The sequence below is a fragment of the Azospirillum sp. A29 genome, from assembly GCF_042604625.1.
In the GTDB taxonomy this organism is placed as follows: Bacteria; Pseudomonadota; Alphaproteobacteria; order Azospirillales; family Azospirillaceae; genus Azospirillum; species Azospirillum palustre.
Map to the genome: position 1 here is coordinate 1,029,410 of NZ_CP170466.1, position 18,813 is coordinate 1,048,222.

An 18,813-nucleotide genomic window follows, 5' to 3' on the forward strand; every position below is an offset into this window, starting at 1 on the left:
TCCGTAAGCGGCCTGCCCTCACGGATTCCGCGGCACTTGGCCGCAGCCGACAGTCCGTCACCTGTCTCATCAGGGTTAGCTTAAGGTTAAGCTGCTGAAACAGCAGGCATACTGGCGTCCGGTTGCTCAACAGGTTGCGAACTTGCCATAGGCGCGGCAGTCTTGTTGCGGAGACGTAACACGAATTTGCCACGAATTCGCAATAAAAATTCTTATCCGTGCCGCCAAACGCCAGATCAATTCCGCATTGCAAAAAGGCCATCCACATTCCGTGCACATTCGCCGGGCAGTTGATGCGGCGCGCACCGATGCACCGCAGCATCCCCCTCAGGCGACGCGGTGCATCTCGTCCAGGAAATGCTGGACTTCCCGGGTCAGGCGGTCCGCCTCCGCGGCCATGCGCCCCGATGCCGCGAACACCTCGTGCGCGGTGCCGCTGGTGCGGCCGGCGGCGTCGGTGACGTCGCGGATGTCGTCGGACACCGCGCGGGTGCCGGCGGCGGCCTGCTCCATGTTCACGACGATCTCGCGCACGGCGGAGCCCTGCTGCTCGATCCCGGCACTGATGCCGGCGGCGATCCGGTTGATCGACTGGATGGTGTGGCCGATGCCGACGATGGAGGTCACCGCCTCGTCGGTGGAGGACTGGATGGCCGAGATCTGCGCGGCGATGTCGCCGGTGGCCTTGGCGGTCTGATCGGCCAGCCGCTTCACCTCCTGCGCCACCACGGCAAAGCCCTTGCCCGCCTCGCCGGCACGCGCCGCCTCGATGGTGGCGTTCAGGGCCAACAGGTTGGTCTGGCTGGCGATGTCGTTGATCAGGGTGACGACGTCGCCGACCGTGCGCGCCGCACCGGACAGGGTGCCGACCAGCGCGTTGGAGCGTTCGGCCTCGCCGACCGCGGTCTCGGCGACACGGGCGACATCGCCGATCTGGCGGGAGATGTCGGCGATGGAGGCGGACAGCTCCTCCGTCGCGGCGGCGACACTGCCGACATTGCTGCCGGTCTGCGCGGCGGAGGCCGCGACCGACGACGCCTTGCCGGTGGCCTGTGTCGCGTCCGTCTCCATGGTCCGGGCGGAGACCTCCAACCGGTGGGCGGTATCGGCAACCTCGCTGCACACGCTCTGGATCTGGCCTTCGAAACGCTGGGTCACGCCGGCGAAGCCGGCAACCTTCTGCGAGATGCTCTCCGTCGCCGCATTGATGGTGCGGCTGGCGTGCAGGAAGCCGCCCTGCATGCCGCGCAGCACGATGCGGCGGAAATACTTGTGTTCCGACACCGCATGCATCGAGGCGGTCGCCTCGCGCACGAAGGCGTCGGTGCGATCGATGGCGTCGTTGGTGGCGTGCATCAGCTCACCCAGCGCCCCGCCCTCGCGGATGCCAATCACCCGCGCCTCGAAATCTCCGGCGGCGACGGCGCGGTTCACCCGCGTCAGCCGATCGACTGCCGCGCCGGCACGGCGCAGGAACAGCAGCGCCCCGCCCAGCGCCGCCAGACCGGCCACCGCCAGACCGGCGCGCAGAGCCAGCCCGCCCATTTGCAGCAGATCGGCAGCCAGCAGCGCCGCCAGTGCCACGCCAGCCAGCACGGCCAGCCCGCCGGCCCGCGCCAGCGACGATGACCCGGACGAGGACGGCCCAGAGGAGGACGGCTTAGAGGGAGAAGACGAATTCGTCATACCCGATCCCCTTCTCCGCCAGCAGGGCGAGGACGGCGGCGAAGCCCGCCTCCATCCCCTGCTTGCGGTCGGCATGGCTGTTCTCGATGTCCAGAAGCTGGCGGTAGAGCGGGATGACCTTGTCCAGGGCCGCCCGTTCCGGCACCCGGCGGGAGGAATGGTAGCCGATCACCCGCCCTTCGGCGTCGAAACTGGGGGTGACATGGGCGAAGACCCAGTAATGGTCGCCGTTGCGGGCACGGTTGACCACATAGGCGAAGATCTCCTTCCCCGCCGCCAGCGTGTCCCACAGCAGCTTGAAGACGCAGCGCGGCATGTCCGGATGGCGGACGATGGAATGGGGCGCCCCCATCAGGTCGGCCTCGTCATAGCCGGCGACCCGCTGGAACACCCGGTTCGCGTAGGTGATCCGCCCCTTCAGGTCGGTTTTGGAGACGATGACTTCATCCGGGTCGAAGAAGCGTTCCACCCCCGTCAGGGGGACGTCGCGTCGTGCCATGTGCCTTCCGGTCTCCCGCTTCCCAAACCCGCACGGTCTCAAGCGCCCGATTGCAGCAGGTTTCGGCGGCAGGAACGGAATATGTCCGGATCGGCATGCCGCACGATATCCCGCAATACGGGAGCCGCAACGAAATGCACTCTAATGTGACGGAAGGCGACAGGAAAGACCCTACCCATTGCGAGGCCGAAATATTTGGGTGACCATCATCCGGATGGATGAAATTCCGCTCATTCCGGCGGATAGGGCACAGTCAGCGACCGGTCGGCCGGCGGGTTGTCCACCGTCACCACGGTGCCGTCGGGCCAGCGCACCTCGACCTGCTCCACCTCGTGCAGCGGCCCCAGCCCGAAATGGGCGACCGGTTCGCCCTGGCACAGATAGCCGGACCCGGCGCAGACCGCCCGGCGCTGGCGCCGGCCGCCGGCGGTCAGGATGACGACCGCGCCGCGGGCCGGAGCACCGAAGGGGGTCAGCGGCTGGACACGCAGCCAGCCATTGTTGGAGGCCGCCGGGCGGTAGATGGACAGCGGCTGCCCCGCTCCGTCGTGGACGCCATGGCTGTCGCCGTGCGCCAGCACCAGCTCCAGGCGCCCGTCGCCGTCGATGTCGGCCGCGACCGCACCGGTGCCCAGCCCCTTCGGCTCGGCCGCGTCGCCAAGCTCCAGCTCCTGCCACTGGTCGTTGCGCCAGCCGAACAGGCGGTTGGGCTCGCCATGGGCGTGGAAGAACAGCTCCTCATAGCCGTCATTGTCGAAATCGGCGGCGACGACGGTGAAGATGCGGCCGGGCATCGACAGGTCGGCCCCGGCCGATTCGACGAAGGCGCCGCCCATGCGCTGGTGGAAATGGCGCTGCGCCCCGTCCCAGGTGCCGACGACCAGATCGAACAGCCCGTCGCCATCGACATCCAGCGCCGCGACCGCACGGCCGGACGGACGCGAATCGGCGATGCCGCGCTCCTCGGCGATCTCCTCGAAATTGCCGTCGCCCAGGTTGCGGAACAGCTGGTTGGGACCGCCGTCGTTGACCGTCACCACATCCATATGATCGGACACGATGGGCAGAACCGTGACGCCGCGCGCGGCACCGATGGAGTCGAGCCCCGCCTCCTCCGCGCCATCCTCCAGCCGGCCGCGCCGGGTCAGCTCGTACAGGCGCAAGGGACCGCCGTCGGTCGCCACCAGGAAGCCATAGCGGCCATGGCCCCAGCGGTCGATCGCCGCCACCGCGCCCGCGGCGGTGTGGTTGGCCGCCCCGGCATTTTCGGCCTGCGCGAACAGGTCGAGCCAATGATTGCCGAAGCAGGCGAACAGCCGGTCGGCCATGTCCTTGGCTCCGGTGGCGCGGTCGGAATTGACGATGTACAGCTCCTCCCGCCCATCGCCGTCGATGTCGGCGGCGGCCAGCCCCAGCGCCGGGCCGGCGGGATCGGCGAGCAGCGGGTTGGCGATGTCGACCAGACGGCCATCGACCCATTTCAGGACGAGATTGGCGGAGCGGTAGCCGGCCACGACCAGCTCGAAGGCGCCGTCGCCGTCGATGTCCGTGACCGCAATCCCGTTCGACGGCCGCGGCGGGTTCTCGGCGATCAGCGACGAGCAATCGAGGAACATCGGCAGCCTCTTGTCCCGTGGTCGGTCCACCCCGTCGCCCAACTGTCCGTTCAAGGAAGGCCGTTCAGGACAGACCTTTGGAGCCATTGGGCTTTCGTGCGGCGTATCCCTGTTGATACCCCGTCCCCGCCCGGCCGTAAACCCGGACGGAGGATCAGGGACGGCCTATGTCCGATGCCGCATCCCGAATCCGCGGCGGACGGCGCCCGGCCCGGAACGAAAAACCCCTCCGGCGTGAGGACGCCGGAGGGGCTTGAACCGTTCGAACGACGGGTTGGCTTCAGATGCGCTTCTTCGCGCCGCCATTGCCGACGGCGCCGCCGGCTGGGCGCTTGGCCGCGCCGGCGTCGTTGCCGGCCGACTTCTCCGCCGGCTTGGCCGCCGCGGCGGCCTTGGCCTGCTCGCGCGCCGGAAGCTCGATATTGACCTCCAGCGTCGAGCAGTCGCCGCCGCGGTCCAGCTTCACCTCGACCTTGTTCTCGTCGATGTTGACGTATTTGGCGATGACCGCCAGCAGTTCCTGCTGGAGCATCGGCAGATAGTCGGGGCCGCTGCGCCCGGCGCGCTCGTGCGCCATGACGATCTGCAGACGCTCCTTGGCCTGGACGGCCGACGCGCGGGGGGCCGCGCGGAAGAAGTTGAAGATGCTCATGCGCTCCTCCGCAGGAGCCGGCTGAACAGGCCCTTCTTCTGGGGGGTGACGAAGCGGTGTTCGATGTCTTCGCCCAGGAAGCGGCCGACCGCATCCGAATAGGCCAGACCGGCGTTGGAAACCTCGTCCAGGATCACCGGCATGCCGACGTTGGAGGCGCGCAGCACAGCCTGGCTTTCCGGAATGACGCCGAGCAGCGGGATCGCCAGGATCTCCAGCACGTCGTCGACCTTCAGCATCTCGCCCTTCTCGACGCGCTCCGGGTCGTAGCGGGTCAGCAGCAGCTGCTGCGTCACCGGCTCCAGCCCCTGCTCCGCCCGGCGGGAGCGCGAGTTCAGCACGCCCAGGATGCGGTCGCTGTCGCGCACCGACGAGACTTCCGGGTTGGTGACGATGATCGCGTGGTCGGCGAAATAGAGCGACATCAGGGCGCCGCGCTCGATGCCGGCCGGGCTGTCGCACAGGATGTAGTCGAAGTCCTTGGACAGTTCGTTCAGCACCTTCTCCACGCCCTCGCGGGTCAGCGCGTCCTTGTCGCGCGTCTGCGAGGTCGGGAGGATGTAGAGGTTCTCGATCCGCTTGTCCTTGATCAGCGCCTGGTTCAGCTTCGCTTCGCCGTTGATGACGTTGATGAAGTCGAAGACCACCCGGCGCTCGCAACCCATCACCAGGTCCAGGTTGCGCAGGCCAACGTCGAAATCGATGACGACCGTCTTGAAGCCGCGAAGCGCCAGCCCGGTTGCAAAGGCCGCGGACGAGGTCGTCTTGCCGACACCGCCCTTGCCGGAGGTCATGACGATGATCTTGCTCAACGGAGCCTCTCCCATAATCCCAAAGTTGCCGTCACCGATACCGAACACCGTCCGAAGATTGCCGCCTCCGGACAAGATTCCGCCGCTACACTCCTCAGGCGGTCTTCAGCAGATCCATGCTGAGGACGCCGTCGCGCAGGAAAACCTGCACGGCTTTCTTATAAAAGTCACTGCCGATGTCTTCGCTGACGCGATAATTGCCTGCGACCGATAGCACTTCGGCCTCCAGGCTGTGGCAGAAGATACGGGCGTTGGTGTCGCCGGAGAAACCGGCCAGCGCCCGGCCGCGCAGCGCGCCATAGACATGGATGTTGCCGTCGGCCAGCAGCTCCGCCCCCGGAGAAACGGAACTGGTGACGATCAGGTCGGTCTTCTCGGCATAGACCCGCATGCCGGAGCGCACCGGCTCCGTCACCACCTGCGTCGGACGGTGGACGACCTCGATCAGCACCTGCGGCGCCGGGATCGGGCTCTGCTGATCCAACTGGCGCGGATCGGGAGCCTTCACCACCTCTTCCAGCTTGGCGGCGCGGCCCGACGGCATCGGCGTCAGCCCGACGGCCATCGCCGCCTCGCGCACCGGTTGCGGCCCTCCCTGGAAGCCGACCGGCAGCAGATGCAGCGCCTGCACCTGCGCCACGAAGGCGCCCAGATCGAAGACGATGCTTTCCGGCAGATCGTCGAAGTCCAGCACGACCGGCGCGTTGTGGAAGAAGTTGGGCGCCTGCCGCACCTTGACGTTCAGCTGGGTGAAGAAATTCGGCGATGTCGGGGCGAAAACCTTCAGCACCATCATGGTGAAGGAGTTGCCACGCAACTGGAACGGCACATCCCGTTCGGCGACCTGACTGGCGCTGCTCACCGTAGCCTTCCCGTTCGTTCCTGCCGTCCCGTGCCGTGCATCGGGTTCACCGCATCCGGCTCACCCGAGTGCCCGGTCCCGCCCCGGAACCGCCGTTGCGCAGTCCCGGCATCGAGCCAGCCAATCAGCGCCTTCTAGCCGTCCACACCGGTCGGATTCAAGAGATTCCCCGCCGGCACGGGTGACAATCCGAAGCCGTGCCGCCGCCTGCCCTTCGGCAAACACCCGCCGTCTCCGGCCATCGGCGGCCACGACGTCCGGGGACGTCAGGCACGACGACCTGAGATCGCAGCCCGCCCCGGAAGGGGACAGGCCAGGGTTGCAACATGTCTTTCGATTTCCCCCGTGGTCGACCATAGTAATGAAAGCCCGCGGCAGCGGCAAAGCCTTTCGGCCGTCTCAGTCGGAAGGCTAAGCCACCGGCCGGACCGGCTCGGCGGAAAGGGTTACCAAACCCGCTCTGGCGGCTTTCCTGCGGCACCCACACCACATCTGGTATGAATATTTTGCGTCGGCCGCAATTTTGCCTGACGCGGCGCGTTATGAGCGGTACAGTCAGGTTGCGTGGCTTCCAACGACGACGAGGTTCTCTTGCACCTTGCTTCGCCCACCGAACACCCTCCCAGTCGGCCCGCAGCCGTATGTCCGGATCGGGCATGTCCGAATTCGGCATGTTGGGATCCGGCACGGCGCCCGGCAGCAGCCCCCGGCGAAGCACTCATCAGCACGCACCCATGCGACCGGTCGAACCTCCCCCTGCGGGAGGTTTTTTTGTGCCCAGACGTCTTGCTTGCGGAAATCGGCTCCACCCCCACCATTCGAGGAGATGCGACATGGCCAAGCGTTCGAGCAAAGGCATCGCTGACGCGGGCGACTCCACCGTCCACCCGCTGTTCCCCGGTATGAACGCCCCCGCCGCCTTCGGCTGGGACCCGCTCGGTGGGAGCGAGGATCGCCGCGACCAGAGCTATCTCCGCAAGGTGAAGCCGCAGAACCCCAACCAGAAGCTCCTGATGGACGCCATCAAGACGCACAATCTGGTGGTGGCGCTGGGCCCGGCGGGGACCGGCAAGACCTACATCGCCATCTCGTCGGCGGTGGAGGCCCTGGAATCGGGCAGCGTCGACCGCATCGTCCTGTCCCGCCCGGCCATCGAGGCGGGGGAGAGCATCGGCTACCTGCCCGGCGACATGCACGAGAAGATGGCGCCCTTCCTGCGCCCGCTCTACGACGCGCTGACCGACCGTCTGGGCTCCAAGCGGCTGCGTACCATGATGGCCGACGGCACCATCGAGATCGCCCCGGTCGGCTACATGCGCGGCCGCACCCTGAACAACGCCTTCGTGGTGATCGACGAGGCGCAGAACTGCACCTATGCCCAGATCAAGATGCTGCTGACCCGGCTGGGCTGGCATTCCACCATGGTTGTGACCGGCGACCCCGACCAGACCGACCTGCTGGACAATCTGTCCGGGCTGGCCGATATCGCCCGCCGGCTGGAGGCGGTGGAGGGCATCGCCGTCGCCCGACTGACCGAAAAGGACATCGTCCGCCATCCGCTGGTCGCCAGCATGCTGACGGTGCTCTGAGCGGCATAATTCAGCGGCGGCTTGCGTGCGAGGAGCGGTCGCCGCTCCTCGTGCGAGCCGTATCGGCTGAGTTCGCCGGACACACCCTGCTATGGTTGCAATTATGACATTTCGTTGAGCAGAACATAGGATACACGAACAATAATCTTGACCTTCGGCTGCGGCACGGCAAAAGTCCTGAAAAATTTGGGGATATCCCCGTTTCGTTGCCGGAGGGGACCGCCGCCGTGACCGTTGCCTTGTTCGAACGCATCAGCATCAAGGGCAAGATCGCCCTGATCCTGGCCGCAGCCGGCCTTGGGCTGGCCCTGGTCGCCGCGGTCAGCCTGATGAGCCTGCGGGCCGAGATGATGGCCGACCGCCAGGACAAGACCCGCAACGTCGTCGAGGTCGCCCACAGCCTGATCGCCCATTTCGAGGCGCAGGAACGCGCCGGCACCCTGCCCCGCGTCCAGGCCCAGACGCAGGCCAAGGCGGCGCTGAAGTCCCTGCGGCACGACGGCGAGGAGTATTTCTTCATCACCGACCTCGCGCTGCGCATGATCATGCACCCGATCAAGCCGGAACTGGACGGCACCGACGTGTCGCGCAACGCCGATCCCAACGGCAAGCTGCTGTTCCAGGAGTTCGTCCGGGTGGTGAAGGCCGAGGGCGCCGGATTCGTCGACTATCTCTGGCCGAAGCCGGGGTCGGCGCAACCGGTGGCGAAGCTGTCCTACGTCAAGGGCTTCGCCCCCTGGGGCTGGCTGATCGGCTCCGGCATCTACATCGACGATGTCGACGTTGCGTTCCGCGAGGCCACGCTGCGGCTGGCCGGAACCGGGCTGCTGATCGGGCTGGCCGCCGTGCTGCTGGCCCTGCTGGTCAGCCGGGCCATCGTCCGGCCGCTGGACGGGCTGGGCCGCGTCATGGAGGATCTGGCCGGCGGCGACAGCGCGGTCGCGGTTCCCGGGCTGGGCCGCGGCGACGAGATCGGCGTCATGGCCCGCACCGTCGAGATCTTCCGCGTCCAGCAGATCGACCTCGCCCGACACTGGGAACGGCAGAAGATCGAGCATCGGGTCACCGAACAGCGCGCCGGTGCCCTGAAGCGCCTGACCGACCGCTTCGACGCCACCATCGCCGAGACGATCCGCACCGTCGGCGCCGCCGTCGCCACGCTGGAAACCACCGCCCGCGCCCTGTCCGCAACCGCCGACCGCAACCGGCGCGAGGCGACCTCCGTCGCCAGCGCATCGCAGCAGGCGTCCAGCAGCGTGCAGACCGTCGCCTCGGCGGCGGAGCAGCTGACCGGCTCGATCGCGGTGATCGGCGAGCAGGTGGTGACCTCCTCGACCATCTCCACCCAGGCGGTGGAGGCGTCGCACAAGGCGGGCGAGCGGATCGACGGGCTTGGCCAGGCCGCCCAGAAGATCGGCGAGGTGGCCGACCTGATCGCCGGCATCGCCGGCCAGACCAACCTGCTGGCCCTCAATGCCACCATCGAGGCCGCCCGCGCCGGCGAGATGGGCAAGGGATTCGCCGTGGTAGCGGGCGAGGTGAAGACCCTGGCCAACCAGACCGCCAAGGCGACCGAGGAGATCGCCCGCCACATCGCCGACGTGCAGGAGGCCACGCGCGCCGCGGTGACGGCGATCCGCGAGATCGGCTCCATCGTCGCCCGCAGCGACGAGATCGGCACCTCCATCGCCGCCGCGGTCCAGCAGCAGGGTGCGGCAACCGGCGAGATCGCTCGCAGCGCCGGCGAGGCGGCGGATGGCACCCGTCAGGTCTCCACCAGCATCGACGCCGTGTCCGACGCCGCCCGCGAGACCGAACGGTCGGCCGACGCCCTGCTCGACGCCGCGGGCGGGCTGTCGCGGCAGGCTCAGGGACTGCGCGGCATGGTCGATTCCTTCCTGGTCAATGTCGGGGCGATCAACGCCGCCCCGCTCGCCGATCTGCACAACACGCCGTCCCGCGGAGATTCGGCCGGAAACTCGGAAGGGTCCGCGATCTTCATGCCCTGGACCGATGCCCTGGTGGTGGGCGAGGAGGGCATCGACACCGACCACATGACTCTGATCGCCTTGATGAACGAAGCGGCATCCCTGGCCGGACAGGCCGGCCGGAGCGGCGGCGACCGCCGGGCGTCGGCCCAGGCGCCGGGCGATGCCGTTGGTCGGCTCCTCGCTTACACCGCCCTGCATTTCGAGGAGGAGGAACGGCTGATGGAGCGGTGCGGCTATCCCGATGCCAGGGCCCACAAGGCGCAGCACGAGGCTCTGCGTGCCCGTGCCGGTGAGTTGCGCCGCCGCCTGGACGCCGGCGACTCCGTGGCGGACGAACTGCTGGCGCTGGTGCGCGAATGGCTGTTCGAGCACATCCAGCGCGCCGACAAACGCATCGGCGAGCATCTGGCGGCAAAGAGCGGGGCACAGGGCGGAACTGTCGCTGCGCGTGCGGCCTGAGCGGCACGGGACGCTACGCGATGATGCCTCGTCTCTTGACCTCACCTCTTGACCTGGGCGGCGGGCAGCCCCATTCCTGACGGACCATGAAGACACGACTCCTGCGCATCGCCGCCGCCTCCGTCCTCGCCATCGCCGTGTCCGCCGGTATCGCCTGGTGGCAGGTGCGCAGCGCCACCACCACGGTGGAGAGCGGCACGAAGTCCGCCGTTCCCATCGGCGGTCCCTTCACCCTGACTGACCATCAGGGCAAGACGGTCACGGACGCCGACTTCCGCGGCAAGTATATGCTGATCTATTTCGGCTATACCTATTGCCCCGACGTCTGTCCGACCGAACTGGGGGTGATGACCCAGGCGCTCGACCAGCTGGGGCCGAAAGCGGAGCAGGTCCGGCCGGTTTTCATCACAATCGACCCGGACCGCGACACTGTGGCGCACATGAAGGACTATGTGGCGCTGTTCCACCCGCGGATGGTCGGGTTGACCGGCACGCCGGAGCAGGTCCGGGACGCCGCGCGCGCCTACCGCGTCTATTATGCCAAGGCGCCGCAAAAGGACGGAAAACCGGACGAGTACCTGATGGATCACTCTAGCTTTATTTACCTGATGGGTCCCGACGGGAAATTCGTCGGGGTGTATCCGGGCGGCACCGGTGCCGACAAGATCGTGCAGGATCTGTCCGGGCGCATCGCGGGCTGAGGGGGGCGGACCGGCCGCGGACCGGGTGAAAAGCGGCGAAAAAACCCTGAAAAGCGGTCATACCACCGGGTTTTTTCGCATGCTGGAGCGGGACAACGCGCCGCAGCGCGGCAAAAACGATGACTTTTCCGCTCTTTTCTATTCTTTTCAATGACTTACACCACAGGTTTTGCGACTTGACAGGGTAACGCCCCGACCGTATGGTCTCGCCGCTTTCGCATGGCTGCGAGCCAAGCGTGATTGAGAGGCGGAATGACCGACAAATCGCCCCCCGATCCCTTGGATGACCTCGAAGCCCGGTTGCGGAAGGCGCGTGAGGGACAACGCGGCTGGTCGGGCGGACCCGGTAGTAAATACCACCGTCCGCCGCAGGGCGCTCTCGGCACCGCCTGGCGCATCGGGACGGAGTTGGTTGCCGCCATGATCGTCGGCGTCGGCGGCGGGCTTCTGCTCGATCGCTGGCTCGGCACCGCGCCCTGGGGACTGATCGTCATGTTCTTCCTGGGGTCTGCGGCGGGAGTGCTGAACGTCTACCGGGCCGTCACCGGCTTCGGCATCGCCGCCGGCTACCGCCGGCCCCCTGGGGACGATAACGAGCGCCAAGACGGCGACGCACACTGAGCGAGGACGACCTTGGATCCGCTGCACCAGTTCCAAATCAACCCGTTGTTCCAGATCGTGCTCGGCGGCTACGACGTGTCCTTCACGAACTCGGCCTTCTTCATGGTCGTGGCCGTGGCGGCGATCTACGCCCTGCTGGTCATGGGCGTGGCGAACAAGTCGATGGTTCCGGGCCGTCTGCAGTCGCTGGCCGAGATGTTCTACGAGTTCGTCGCGAATCTGGTGCGCGACAACGCCGGCCACGACGCCAAGCCCTATTTCCCGTTCGTGTTCTCGATCTTCATGTTCGTGCTGATCGGCAACATGATCGGCATGATCCCGTACACCTTCACCTTCACCAGCCACATCATCGTGACGTTCGCGCTGGCGGCGACGGTGTTCGTGTTCGTGACCATCCTGGCCCTGCTGAAGCATGGCCTGCACTTCTTCTCCTTCTTCATGCCGCATGGCGCTCCGATCGCGCTCGCCCCGATCCTCATCCCGATCGAGGTGATCTCCTACGTGATGCGCCCCGTCAGCCTCTCGATCCGACTGTTCGCCAACATGATGGCCGGTCACACGATGCTGAAGGTCTTTGCCGGCTTCACGGTCATGATGATCAGCGGTCTCGGCGCGCTGGGCTTCGTCACCGGCCTCATCCCGCTGGCGATCAACGTCGCCCTGACCGGTTTCGAGTTCCTGGTGGCTTTCCTGCAAGCCTACGTCTTCTCGATCCTGACCTGCCTGTACATCCGCGACGCCCTGGAACTGCACTAAGCAGCGCCTGACAGTCGTCGGACCTAAGTCCACCAACAGTTCCAACAAGTTCACCCTTACCTAGAGGAAGAGAGTACTATGGATCCTCAAGCCGCCAAGTTCATCGGTGCCGGTCTTGCCGTTATCGCCCTCGCCGGTGTCGGCCTGGGTATCGGCAACATCTTCTCGACGCTGATCGGCTCGATCGCCCGCAACCCGGCCGTCCAGCCGAAGGTCTTCCCGATCGGCATTCTGGGCTTCGCGCTGACGGAAGCCGTCGCGCTGTTCGCCCTGCTGATCGCCTTCCTGATCCTGTTCGCCTAAGGCCAGAGCGGCTTTCAAAAAAAACAGCTCTGACGCGGCGCCGGGCTTCTTCATCGAAGTTTCGGCGCCGCTCCTTTGCCTAGGGGGACCGATCATGCCGAACCTGTTGGCCAAAGGCCGGCTGGCCCGCTGGTCGGGCGTGGCGGGCGCTTCGCTCGCTACCCTCACCACGATGGCCGGCACCGTCCTGGCGGCCGCGGCGGAGCACGCTCCGAACGCGGCGCACGGCGGCGAGCACGCTTCCGGCGGCCTGCCGCAGCTCAATCCCGCCAATTTCCCGACCCAGATCTTCTGGCTGGCTCTGACCTTCGGCGTTCTCTACTACCTCATGTCCAAGAAGGCGCTCCCGCGCGTGGCCGAGGTTCTGGAAGCGCGTCAGGAGCGCATCTCGCGCGATCTGGCGAAGGCCGCCCAGCTGAAGGAAGAGGCCGAGGCCATCCTGGCCCAGGTCGAGAAGTCCCTCGCCGGCGCCCGCGCCGAGGCACAGGGCGTCATCGCCCAGGCCGCCGCCGGGATCGAGGCGAACAATCAGGCCCGTCAGGCCCAGCTGAACGCCGACATCACCGAACGCCTGCGCACCGCCGAGGCCTCCATCGCCGCGGCGAAGGAACAGGCCCTGGCCAACATCCGCGCCGAGTCGGCCGGCATCGTTCGCGACATCACCGGCCGTCTGGCCGGCGTCGACGTCGATCAGGCCCAGGCGGACGCCGCCGTCGCGGCCGTGCTTGAGGAGCGCCGGGGATGAACGCACCTGAATTTTGGGTCTTCGTCGCCTTCGTCATCTTCATGGCCCTGGTCTGGAAGAAGGCGTCCGCCACCATCGGCACCGCTCTGGACGGCCGCGCCGAGCGCATCCGCTCCGAACTGGACGAGGCCGAGCGTCTTCACAAGGACGCCCAGGCCCTGCTGAACGGCTACCAGAGCCGTCTGGCCGACGCCCGGAAGGATGCGGAGGCTCTCCTGGCCCACGCCCGTGAGGAAGCCGCCCGTCTGCAGGCTCAGGCCGGTTCCGACCTGGAAGCGTCGCTGAAGCGTCGCGAGGCCCAGGCCATGGACCGCATCGCCCAGGCGGAAGCCGCGGCGTTGGCCGAGGTCCGCAACCTGACCGTCGACGTCGCCATCGGCGCCAGCCGGCGCGTCCTGGCCGGCGGCCTGCCCCCGGCCCAGGCCGACAAGCTGATCGAGCAGTCGATCGGCGAACTGCCGAAGCACCTGCACTGATCGGTACGCCTACCCAGCTCCGTCGCATCGATTGTTGCGGCGTGAGCAACGGACTTTAGAAAAACCCCGGCCTTGGCGCCGGGGTTTTTCTTTGGTCGAATGGAACGGCCCCGTAATTCTCCACCGCCCTCCCCCATCGCCCGGCCGGAGTTCCGTTCACCGATGTCCGACACCGCCCCCTTCCCCTCCGTCTTCGTTTCCCACGGCGCCCCCACGCTGATCCTAGAGACCAGCGCCGGCCGCGATTTCCTCGCCGGGCTGGGCCGCAAGCTCGGCCGGCCGAGCGCCATCCTGGCGGTCTCCGCCCATTGGACCACGCGGGTGCCGGCGGTCAGCGGGGCGACGGCGCCCGAGACCATCCACGATTTCTATGGCTTCCCGGACGAACTCTACCGCATGCGCTATGCCGCTCCCGGCGCTCCGGCGCTGGCCGCCCGGGTGGCGGAGATTACCGGTGCCGTGGTCGATCCGTCGCAGGGGCTCGACCATGGCGCCTGGGTGCCGCTGATGCTGATGTATCCGGAGGCCGACATCCCGGTGGCGCAGCTGTCGGTGATGCCCCACCGCAGCGCCGCCGACCACATCGCGCTCGGCCGCCTGCTGGAGCCGCTGCGGCGCGACGGCGTCCTGATCCTCGCCAGCGGCGGCGCCGTCCATAACCTGCGGGAGTTCCGCTTCGGCGGCAACAGCGCCGCCCCCTGGGCCACAGGCTTCGCCGGCTGGCTGGACAGGACGCTGGAGGCCGGCGACGCCGATGCAGTTGGCAATTGGCTGGACGCCAGCCCGGACGCCCGCCGCGCCCACCCGACCGACGAGCATTTCCTGCCGCTGCCGGTGGCGCTGGGGGCCGCCGGGCCGCGGCCGAAGACCGAACGGCTGCATGCCGGCTTCGAACACGGCAGCCTGGGCATGCACGCCTACGCCTTCACCAGCGCGCAAATCGAGGCCGGGGCTGACGCAGAGGCCGATGCCGCCTGACCTTTGGCGGTACTCCGTCGCACACTTGTCTGTTTGCCTGGGGGGATAGCCAAGCTACAATCCGCGCGCGCGGCGACCGGCCCGCTCAATGGTTGTGGCCGGTCGGATGCGGGAATCGTCAGGCACAGCGCGAGCGGGAGTCGGTGTGAAGCGGAACGGCATTCTGTCCCGGAGCGGCCGCCGGACCCGATTCCGCGATATGACCGTGTCGGCGCGGGTGGGCGCTGGCTTCGGCATCGCCCTCGGGCTGGTGGTCCTGCTGGCCCTGGTCGGGCTCGGCTGGTTCTACGCGGTGTCGCGCGACATCGGCGCCTTCTCCGGCCGCGCCGACCTGTCGCAGGTGGCAGCCGACGCCGACGTCAGCCTGCGCGACATGGAAGTCGCCGTGCGCGACCATCTGACCTACGGCGACGACCAGAGTCTTCTCGACGCCTCCTGGCGGCACGACACGCTGCGCGACCGGCTCGACGCGCTGTCCAAGACCGTGGTCGAAACCGCGGATCGCCAGGGCGTCGACAAGGCCCGCGCCGCGCTGGAGGATTACTGGGCGGCGGTGCAGAAGCTGATCGCGCTGCGCAGCGACCGCAACGGCCAGATGACCGGCGTTCTGGAACCGTTGGTCGCTGAAACCCGCCGCAAGCTCGACCAGCTCAAGAATGCCGGCGGCGTCGATTCGACCGCACTCGCCAGCGATGCAGCCATCGCCACCCTGCTGATGCAGGAGCATCTGACCCGCTACGTCGACCGCCGCGATCCGCAGGATGCGGAGGCGATGCGCACCCAGCTTGCCGCCGCCCGGGATCGGCTGGCTGAGATGAACCGCTATCTGTGGGTCCCCGGCACCAAGCAGTCGATCGACGAGGTCACCGCCCTGCTGGCGAAGGCCGGCGGCGTTCTGTCCGCCATCGAAGGCTCGGTGGTCGAGGAGGACAATCTGCGCGCCGAGGCGATGGCGGCCAACGCCGCCGGCATCGCCGCCAATCTGGGCGAGATCCGCCGCCGGGCGGAGGCCGGAACCCAGGCGCTGCGCGGCACGCTGACCAACGGCTTGTCGGGCTACACCAGCGTCGCGCTGTGGATCGGCGGGCTGGTCCTGTTGGCCGGGCTCGTGGCGCTGTGGCTTGTCCAGCGCAGCGTCGCCGGTCCGGTGAAGACGATGGCGACCGCGATGACGGCGCTGGCCGCCGGCCGCACCGACCTGACGCTGCCGGCGCTGACCGGGCAGGACGAGATCGCCACGATGGCCCGCGCGGTGGAGGCCCTGCGCTGCACCGCCGAGGATACCGAACGCGAGCGCCGCGAGGCGGAGGTCGAGCACACCCGCCTGCTGCGCGAGAAGGCGATGGCCGACGCCGCCAGCCGGGCCAAGAGCGATTTCCTCGTCAACATGGGCCATGAACTGCACGGTCCGCTGACCGAGATCGTCAACGCGACCCAGGCGCTGATGACCGATCTGCACCGGCTGGGCGTCGACGAGCTGGCGACCGACGTCGAACACATCCAGTGGACCGGCGAGCAGTTGACCGGTCTGGTCGACGCCATCCTCGATTATGCCAAGGTCGAAGCCGGGGCAATGGATGTCTGCTTGCAGGATTTCGACGTCAACCGGCTGCTGACCGAAGCGCGCGAGCGGTCGATGCCGGCCGCCGATCTCTATGGCAACGCGCTCGAGCTGTCGGCGCCGTCCGCGCTCGGCCAGATGCATTCGGATTTCACCAAGGTGCGGCAGACGCTGCTGAACCTGCTGGACAACGCCTGCAAGTTCACCCAGGACGGCACCGTCACCCTGTCGGCCGAGCGGATGGAGCGCGACGGCGCCCGCTGGTACCGTTTCACCGTCGCCGACACCGGCCGCGGCTTTGCCACCGCGCAGACCGGCCGGCTGTTCCAGCCCTTCGTCCAGGGCGCCGGCAATGGAGCCGTGGCGACCCGCGGCCAGGGCAAGCCGCGCGGCGCCGGGCTGGGGCTGACGCTGGTCGGCCATTACACCGCCATGCTGGGCGGCGACATCGAGGTGGCGAGCGAGCCCGGCCTGGGCACCCGCATCGCCATCGCCCTGCCCGCCGTCTATGAACCGCCGGCCGAAGAACGCCCGCTTCAGGTCGAGGCGGTCGGCAATGCCAAGCCGCTGCTGCGGGTCGCCGCCCTCAAGCCGGCCGGGCATCTGGCCACCACCACCTCGATGACACAGATCGGCCCATAAGGCCGAAGGATCGCAGCAACCGATCAGGAGCGCGGGCGCGCCGTATCCTCGGGCGCGTCATTGTCGTCGATCGGCTGGCCGTATTTCATCCGCCGCATCTTCTCCGCCACCCGTGCGATCTCTTCGGGCGGCAGGATCACCGGCTCGCCAAACTGCTGGGCATAGAGATACTGGCGGGCCAGCGTCTCGACCTCGACCGCGAGCGCCAGAACCCCCGCCACGTTGCTCCCCAGCACGATCATGCCGTGATTGGCCAGCAGGCAGGCGAGCCGCCCGTCCAGCGCCGCCAGGGCGTGATCGGACAGCTCCTGCGTACCGAAGGTGGCGTAAGGGGCGCAGCGGATCGAATCGCCGCCGGCCAGCGCCACCATGTAATGGAAGGACGGGATGCCGCGGCCATGCACCGCCAGCGCGGTGGCGAAGGCCGGATGGGCATGGAGGACAACCGTCACGTCCGGCCGCGCCCGCAGGATGTCGCGATGGATGCGCCATTCCGACGAGGGCCGGCGGTCGCCGAGATAGGTGCCGTCGAATCCCATCTCGACGATGTCGGCCGGGGTCATCGCGTCATAGGGCGTGCTGGTCGGCGTGACCAGGAAGCCGCCGTCGATCCGGTGCGACAGGTTGCCCGACATGCCCTGGTTGATGCCCAACCGGTTCATGGCGAGGCAACCGTCGATGACGGCCTGACGTTCGGAAAGATGGCTGGTCATGGCGGGAGCGTCCGGAAAAGCGGGAGCGCCCAAGGGGCCATGGAGTGCCGACAGGGTCAAGGGGGGAGCGGAGGGAACCGTGGACTATCCCCCCGCCCCTGCCCTACTCCGCCGGCGTCCCGTGGTGATTTCCGTGGCGCACCTTTTCGCCGGTCACGTCCTCGACCCACAGAGAATGGTGCTCGCGCGCCCATTGCAGTTCGACCTGCCCGTCGCCCATGGCGTCGAAGGCGCCCTCCATGCCGACGGAGCCGATGTAGATGTGCGCCAGGATGATGGCGATCATGATCACGGCAATCGCGGCATGGGCCAGCTGGTAGAGCTGCATCTCCTCCAGCGTGGCAAAGCTGAAGGGGAAGATCAGCTGCACGCCGGTGAAGCCCAACGCCGCACCGCCGACGACGGTGGACCAGAAGATCACCTTCTGGCCACCGTTGAACTTGTGCGCCGGCGGGTGGACGCCCTTGGAGAACAGGCCGCCCGCCTTCAGGAACCAGGTCAGATCATGGCGCGACGGGATGTTGTGGTGCACCCACAGGACGAAGATCAGCGCCACCCCCAGGATGAAGGCGAAGCCCAGGTAGTTGTGCGCCAGCTTGCCGTAATGGGTCAGCGCGGCGAAGGGCTCCGGCCCGATCAGCGGCAGCAGCGTGTGCCGGCCGTACAGCACATTCAGGCCGGAAATGGCGAGCACGACGAAGCTGCCGGCTGTCATCCAATGCACGCCGCGCTCGAAGGCGTTGAAGCGCTGGATGGTACGGCCGGTCTTCTCGCCATCGATGCGGATGCGGCCGCGGACCAGGAAGAACAGAACCAGCAGGGCCAGGATGCCGCCAAGCACCCAGGACCCGTACTGGCTGAGCGGACCGTTGCGCACCGCGCGCCACGCCTCGCCTTCCGACTGGATCAGCACGCCGGCCTGCTTGTTGGGAATCGAGACGGTGCCCTGCTCACCCAGGCGGATGGCGTGCCAGCTGTCGCCGCGGCTCTGGCCCGGGATCTGGGTCGGCACCATCGGCCCGTCGCGGTCGACCTGCTGCTCCGCCGCCGGCCCGCCGATCCGGACGCTGGACTGGGCGGCGGCCGGCAGCGCGAAACCGCCGGCAAGCCCGATCCCGAGCAGCAGAGCGGCGGCAGCCGTCTTCATGCGA

General features: G+C 67.7%; 17 protein-coding genes and 1 pseudogene. 10 read left to right on the top strand and 8 right to left on the bottom strand.

What is annotated here, in order from left to right:
* Positions 1-327 precede the first annotated feature (327 nt).
* From ABNQ38_RS19720 to minC, 6 genes and pseudogenes are all read right to left on the bottom strand, one after another.
* A complete protein-coding gene (locus tag ABNQ38_RS19720; RefSeq protein WP_377809844.1) occupies positions 328-1,686 on the bottom strand; it encodes a methyl-accepting chemotaxis protein in 1,359 nt (452 codons plus the stop codon).
* Entirely contained in the window at positions 1,661-2,185 is a 525-nt protein-coding gene (locus ABNQ38_RS19725) for a PAS domain-containing protein (RefSeq protein ID WP_109450527.1), read from the bottom strand. The genes ABNQ38_RS19720 and ABNQ38_RS19725 overlap by 26 nt, the downstream gene beginning before the upstream one ends.
* Before the next feature lie 230 nt (positions 2,186-2,415).
* Positions 2,416-3,801, bottom strand: coding sequence for a CRTAC1 family protein (locus ABNQ38_RS19730; protein WP_377809845.1), 1,386 nt, complete (start codon positions 3,799-3,801; stop codon positions 2,416-2,418).
* A gap of 403 nt (positions 3,802-4,204) precedes the next feature.
* Positions 4,205-4,453 (bottom strand): annotated as a pseudogene (gene minE / locus ABNQ38_RS19735) (cell division topological specificity factor MinE); the annotation flags it as partial.
* On the bottom strand, positions 4,450-5,265 hold the full coding sequence (gene minD, locus ABNQ38_RS19740; RefSeq protein WP_014247062.1) for a septum site-determining protein MinD: 816 nt from the start codon (positions 5,263-5,265) through the stop codon (positions 4,450-4,452). The gene minD and the pseudogene minE, both read right to left, overlap by 4 nt.
* Positions 5,266-5,359: 94 nt before the next feature.
* A complete protein-coding gene (gene minC, locus ABNQ38_RS19745; protein WP_377809846.1) occupies positions 5,360-6,127 on the bottom strand; it encodes a septum site-determining protein MinC in 768 nt (255 codons plus the stop codon).
* Between the two features lie 833 nt (positions 6,128-6,960).
* On the opposite strand from minC, the gene ABNQ38_RS19750 reads away from it, so the two are divergent.
* The 10 genes from ABNQ38_RS19750 to ABNQ38_RS19795 all read left to right on the top strand — a co-directional run bounded on the left by ABNQ38_RS19750 (position 6,961) and on the right by ABNQ38_RS19795 (position 16,949).
* Positions 6,961-7,716 (top strand): PhoH family protein, encoded by a 756-nt coding sequence (locus ABNQ38_RS19750; RefSeq protein WP_377809847.1) that lies wholly within the window; start codon positions 6,961-6,963, stop codon positions 7,714-7,716.
* Positions 7,717-7,943: 227 nt separating this feature from the next.
* Positions 7,944-10,166, top strand: coding sequence for a bacteriohemerythrin (locus tag ABNQ38_RS19755; protein ID WP_377809848.1), 2,223 nt, complete (start codon positions 7,944-7,946; stop codon positions 10,164-10,166).
* 86 nt (positions 10,167-10,252) lie between these two features.
* Positions 10,253-10,867: an SCO family protein gene (locus ABNQ38_RS19760; RefSeq protein ID WP_098740364.1), complete on the top strand. Its 615-nt coding sequence runs from the start codon at positions 10,253-10,255 to the stop codon at positions 10,865-10,867.
* Positions 10,868-11,119: 252 nt separating this feature from the next.
* Positions 11,120-11,488 (top strand): AtpZ/AtpI family protein, encoded by a 369-nt coding sequence (locus ABNQ38_RS19765; protein WP_377809849.1) that lies wholly within the window; start codon positions 11,120-11,122, stop codon positions 11,486-11,488.
* Positions 11,489-11,500: 12 nt separating this feature from the next.
* Positions 11,501-12,244 carry a F0F1 ATP synthase subunit A gene (locus ABNQ38_RS19770; protein WP_098740366.1) on the top strand — a complete coding sequence of 248 codons (744 nt, stop codon included), beginning with the start codon at positions 11,501-11,503 and terminating at the stop codon, positions 12,242-12,244.
* Between the two features lie 78 nt (positions 12,245-12,322).
* The gene (locus ABNQ38_RS19775) at positions 12,323-12,547 is read left to right on the top strand and encodes an ATP synthase subunit C family protein (protein WP_012973363.1); all 225 of its coding nucleotides are present in this window, start codon (positions 12,323-12,325) and stop codon (positions 12,545-12,547) included.
* 94 nt (positions 12,548-12,641) lie between these two features.
* Entirely contained in the window at positions 12,642-13,292 is a 651-nt protein-coding gene (locus ABNQ38_RS19780) for an ATPase (protein ID WP_377809850.1), read from the top strand.
* Complete coding sequence (locus ABNQ38_RS19785; RefSeq protein WP_377809851.1) at positions 13,289-13,768, top strand: F0F1 ATP synthase subunit B; 480 nt, start codon at positions 13,289-13,291, stop codon at positions 13,766-13,768. Before ABNQ38_RS19780 ends, ABNQ38_RS19785 begins: the two co-directional genes overlap by 4 nt.
* Positions 13,769-13,930: 162 nt before the next feature.
* Entirely contained in the window at positions 13,931-14,746 is an 816-nt protein-coding gene (locus tag ABNQ38_RS19790) for a DODA-type extradiol aromatic ring-opening family dioxygenase (RefSeq protein ID WP_377809852.1), read from the top strand.
* Positions 14,747-14,945: 199 nt separating this feature from the next.
* The gene (locus ABNQ38_RS19795; protein ID WP_377809853.1) at positions 14,946-16,949 is read left to right on the top strand and encodes a sensor histidine kinase; all 2,004 of its coding nucleotides are present in this window, start codon (positions 14,946-14,948) and stop codon (positions 16,947-16,949) included.
* A gap of 23 nt (positions 16,950-16,972) precedes the next feature.
* On the opposite strand, the gene ABNQ38_RS19800 is transcribed toward ABNQ38_RS19795, so the two are convergent.
* Together ABNQ38_RS19800 and ABNQ38_RS19805 are read right to left on the bottom strand one after the other, a co-directional pair.
* Positions 16,973-17,662, bottom strand: a complete 690-nt coding sequence (locus ABNQ38_RS19800; RefSeq protein ID WP_377809854.1) for a class II aldolase/adducin family protein — start codon at positions 17,660-17,662, stop codon at positions 16,973-16,975.
* A gap of 103 nt (positions 17,663-17,765) precedes the next feature.
* Positions 17,766-18,809 carry a formate dehydrogenase subunit gamma gene (locus ABNQ38_RS19805; protein WP_377809855.1) on the bottom strand — a complete coding sequence of 348 codons (1,044 nt, stop codon included), beginning with the start codon at positions 18,807-18,809 and terminating at the stop codon, positions 17,766-17,768.
* Positions 18,810-18,813 lie beyond the last annotated feature (4 nt).

Coding starts and splice junctions, on each gene's coding strand:
- ABNQ38_RS19720 (WP_377809844.1), bottom strand. CDS start 1,686: ATGACGAATTCGTCTTCTCCCTCTAAGCCGTCCTCCTCTGGGCCGTCC.
- ABNQ38_RS19725 (WP_109450527.1), bottom strand. CDS start 2,185: ATGGCACGACGCGACGTCCCCCTGACGGGGGTGGAACGCTTCTTCGAC.
- ABNQ38_RS19730 (WP_377809845.1), bottom strand. CDS start 3,801: ATGTTCCTCGATTGCTCGTCGCTGATCGCCGAGAACCCGCCGCGGCCG.
- ABNQ38_RS19750 (WP_377809847.1), top strand. CDS start 6,961: ATGGCCAAGCGTTCGAGCAAAGGCATCGCTGACGCGGGCGACTCCACC.
- ABNQ38_RS19760 (WP_098740364.1), top strand. CDS start 10,253: ATGAAGACACGACTCCTGCGCATCGCCGCCGCCTCCGTCCTCGCCATC.
- ABNQ38_RS19765 (WP_377809849.1), top strand. CDS start 11,120: ATGACCGACAAATCGCCCCCCGATCCCTTGGATGACCTCGAAGCCCGG.
- ABNQ38_RS19775 (WP_012973363.1), top strand. CDS start 12,323: ATGGATCCTCAAGCCGCCAAGTTCATCGGTGCCGGTCTTGCCGTTATC.
- ABNQ38_RS19780 (WP_377809850.1), top strand. CDS start 12,642: ATGCCGAACCTGTTGGCCAAAGGCCGGCTGGCCCGCTGGTCGGGCGTG.
- ABNQ38_RS19785 (WP_377809851.1), top strand. CDS start 13,289: ATGAACGCACCTGAATTTTGGGTCTTCGTCGCCTTCGTCATCTTCATG.
- ABNQ38_RS19790 (WP_377809852.1), top strand. CDS start 13,931: ATGTCCGACACCGCCCCCTTCCCCTCCGTCTTCGTTTCCCACGGCGCC.
- ABNQ38_RS19795 (WP_377809853.1), top strand. CDS start 14,946: ATGACCGTGTCGGCGCGGGTGGGCGCTGGCTTCGGCATCGCCCTCGGG.
- ABNQ38_RS19800 (WP_377809854.1), bottom strand. CDS start 17,662: ATGACCAGCCATCTTTCCGAACGTCAGGCCGTCATCGACGGTTGCCTC.
- ABNQ38_RS19805 (WP_377809855.1), bottom strand. CDS start 18,809: ATGAAGACGGCTGCCGCCGCTCTGCTGCTCGGGATCGGGCTTGCCGGC.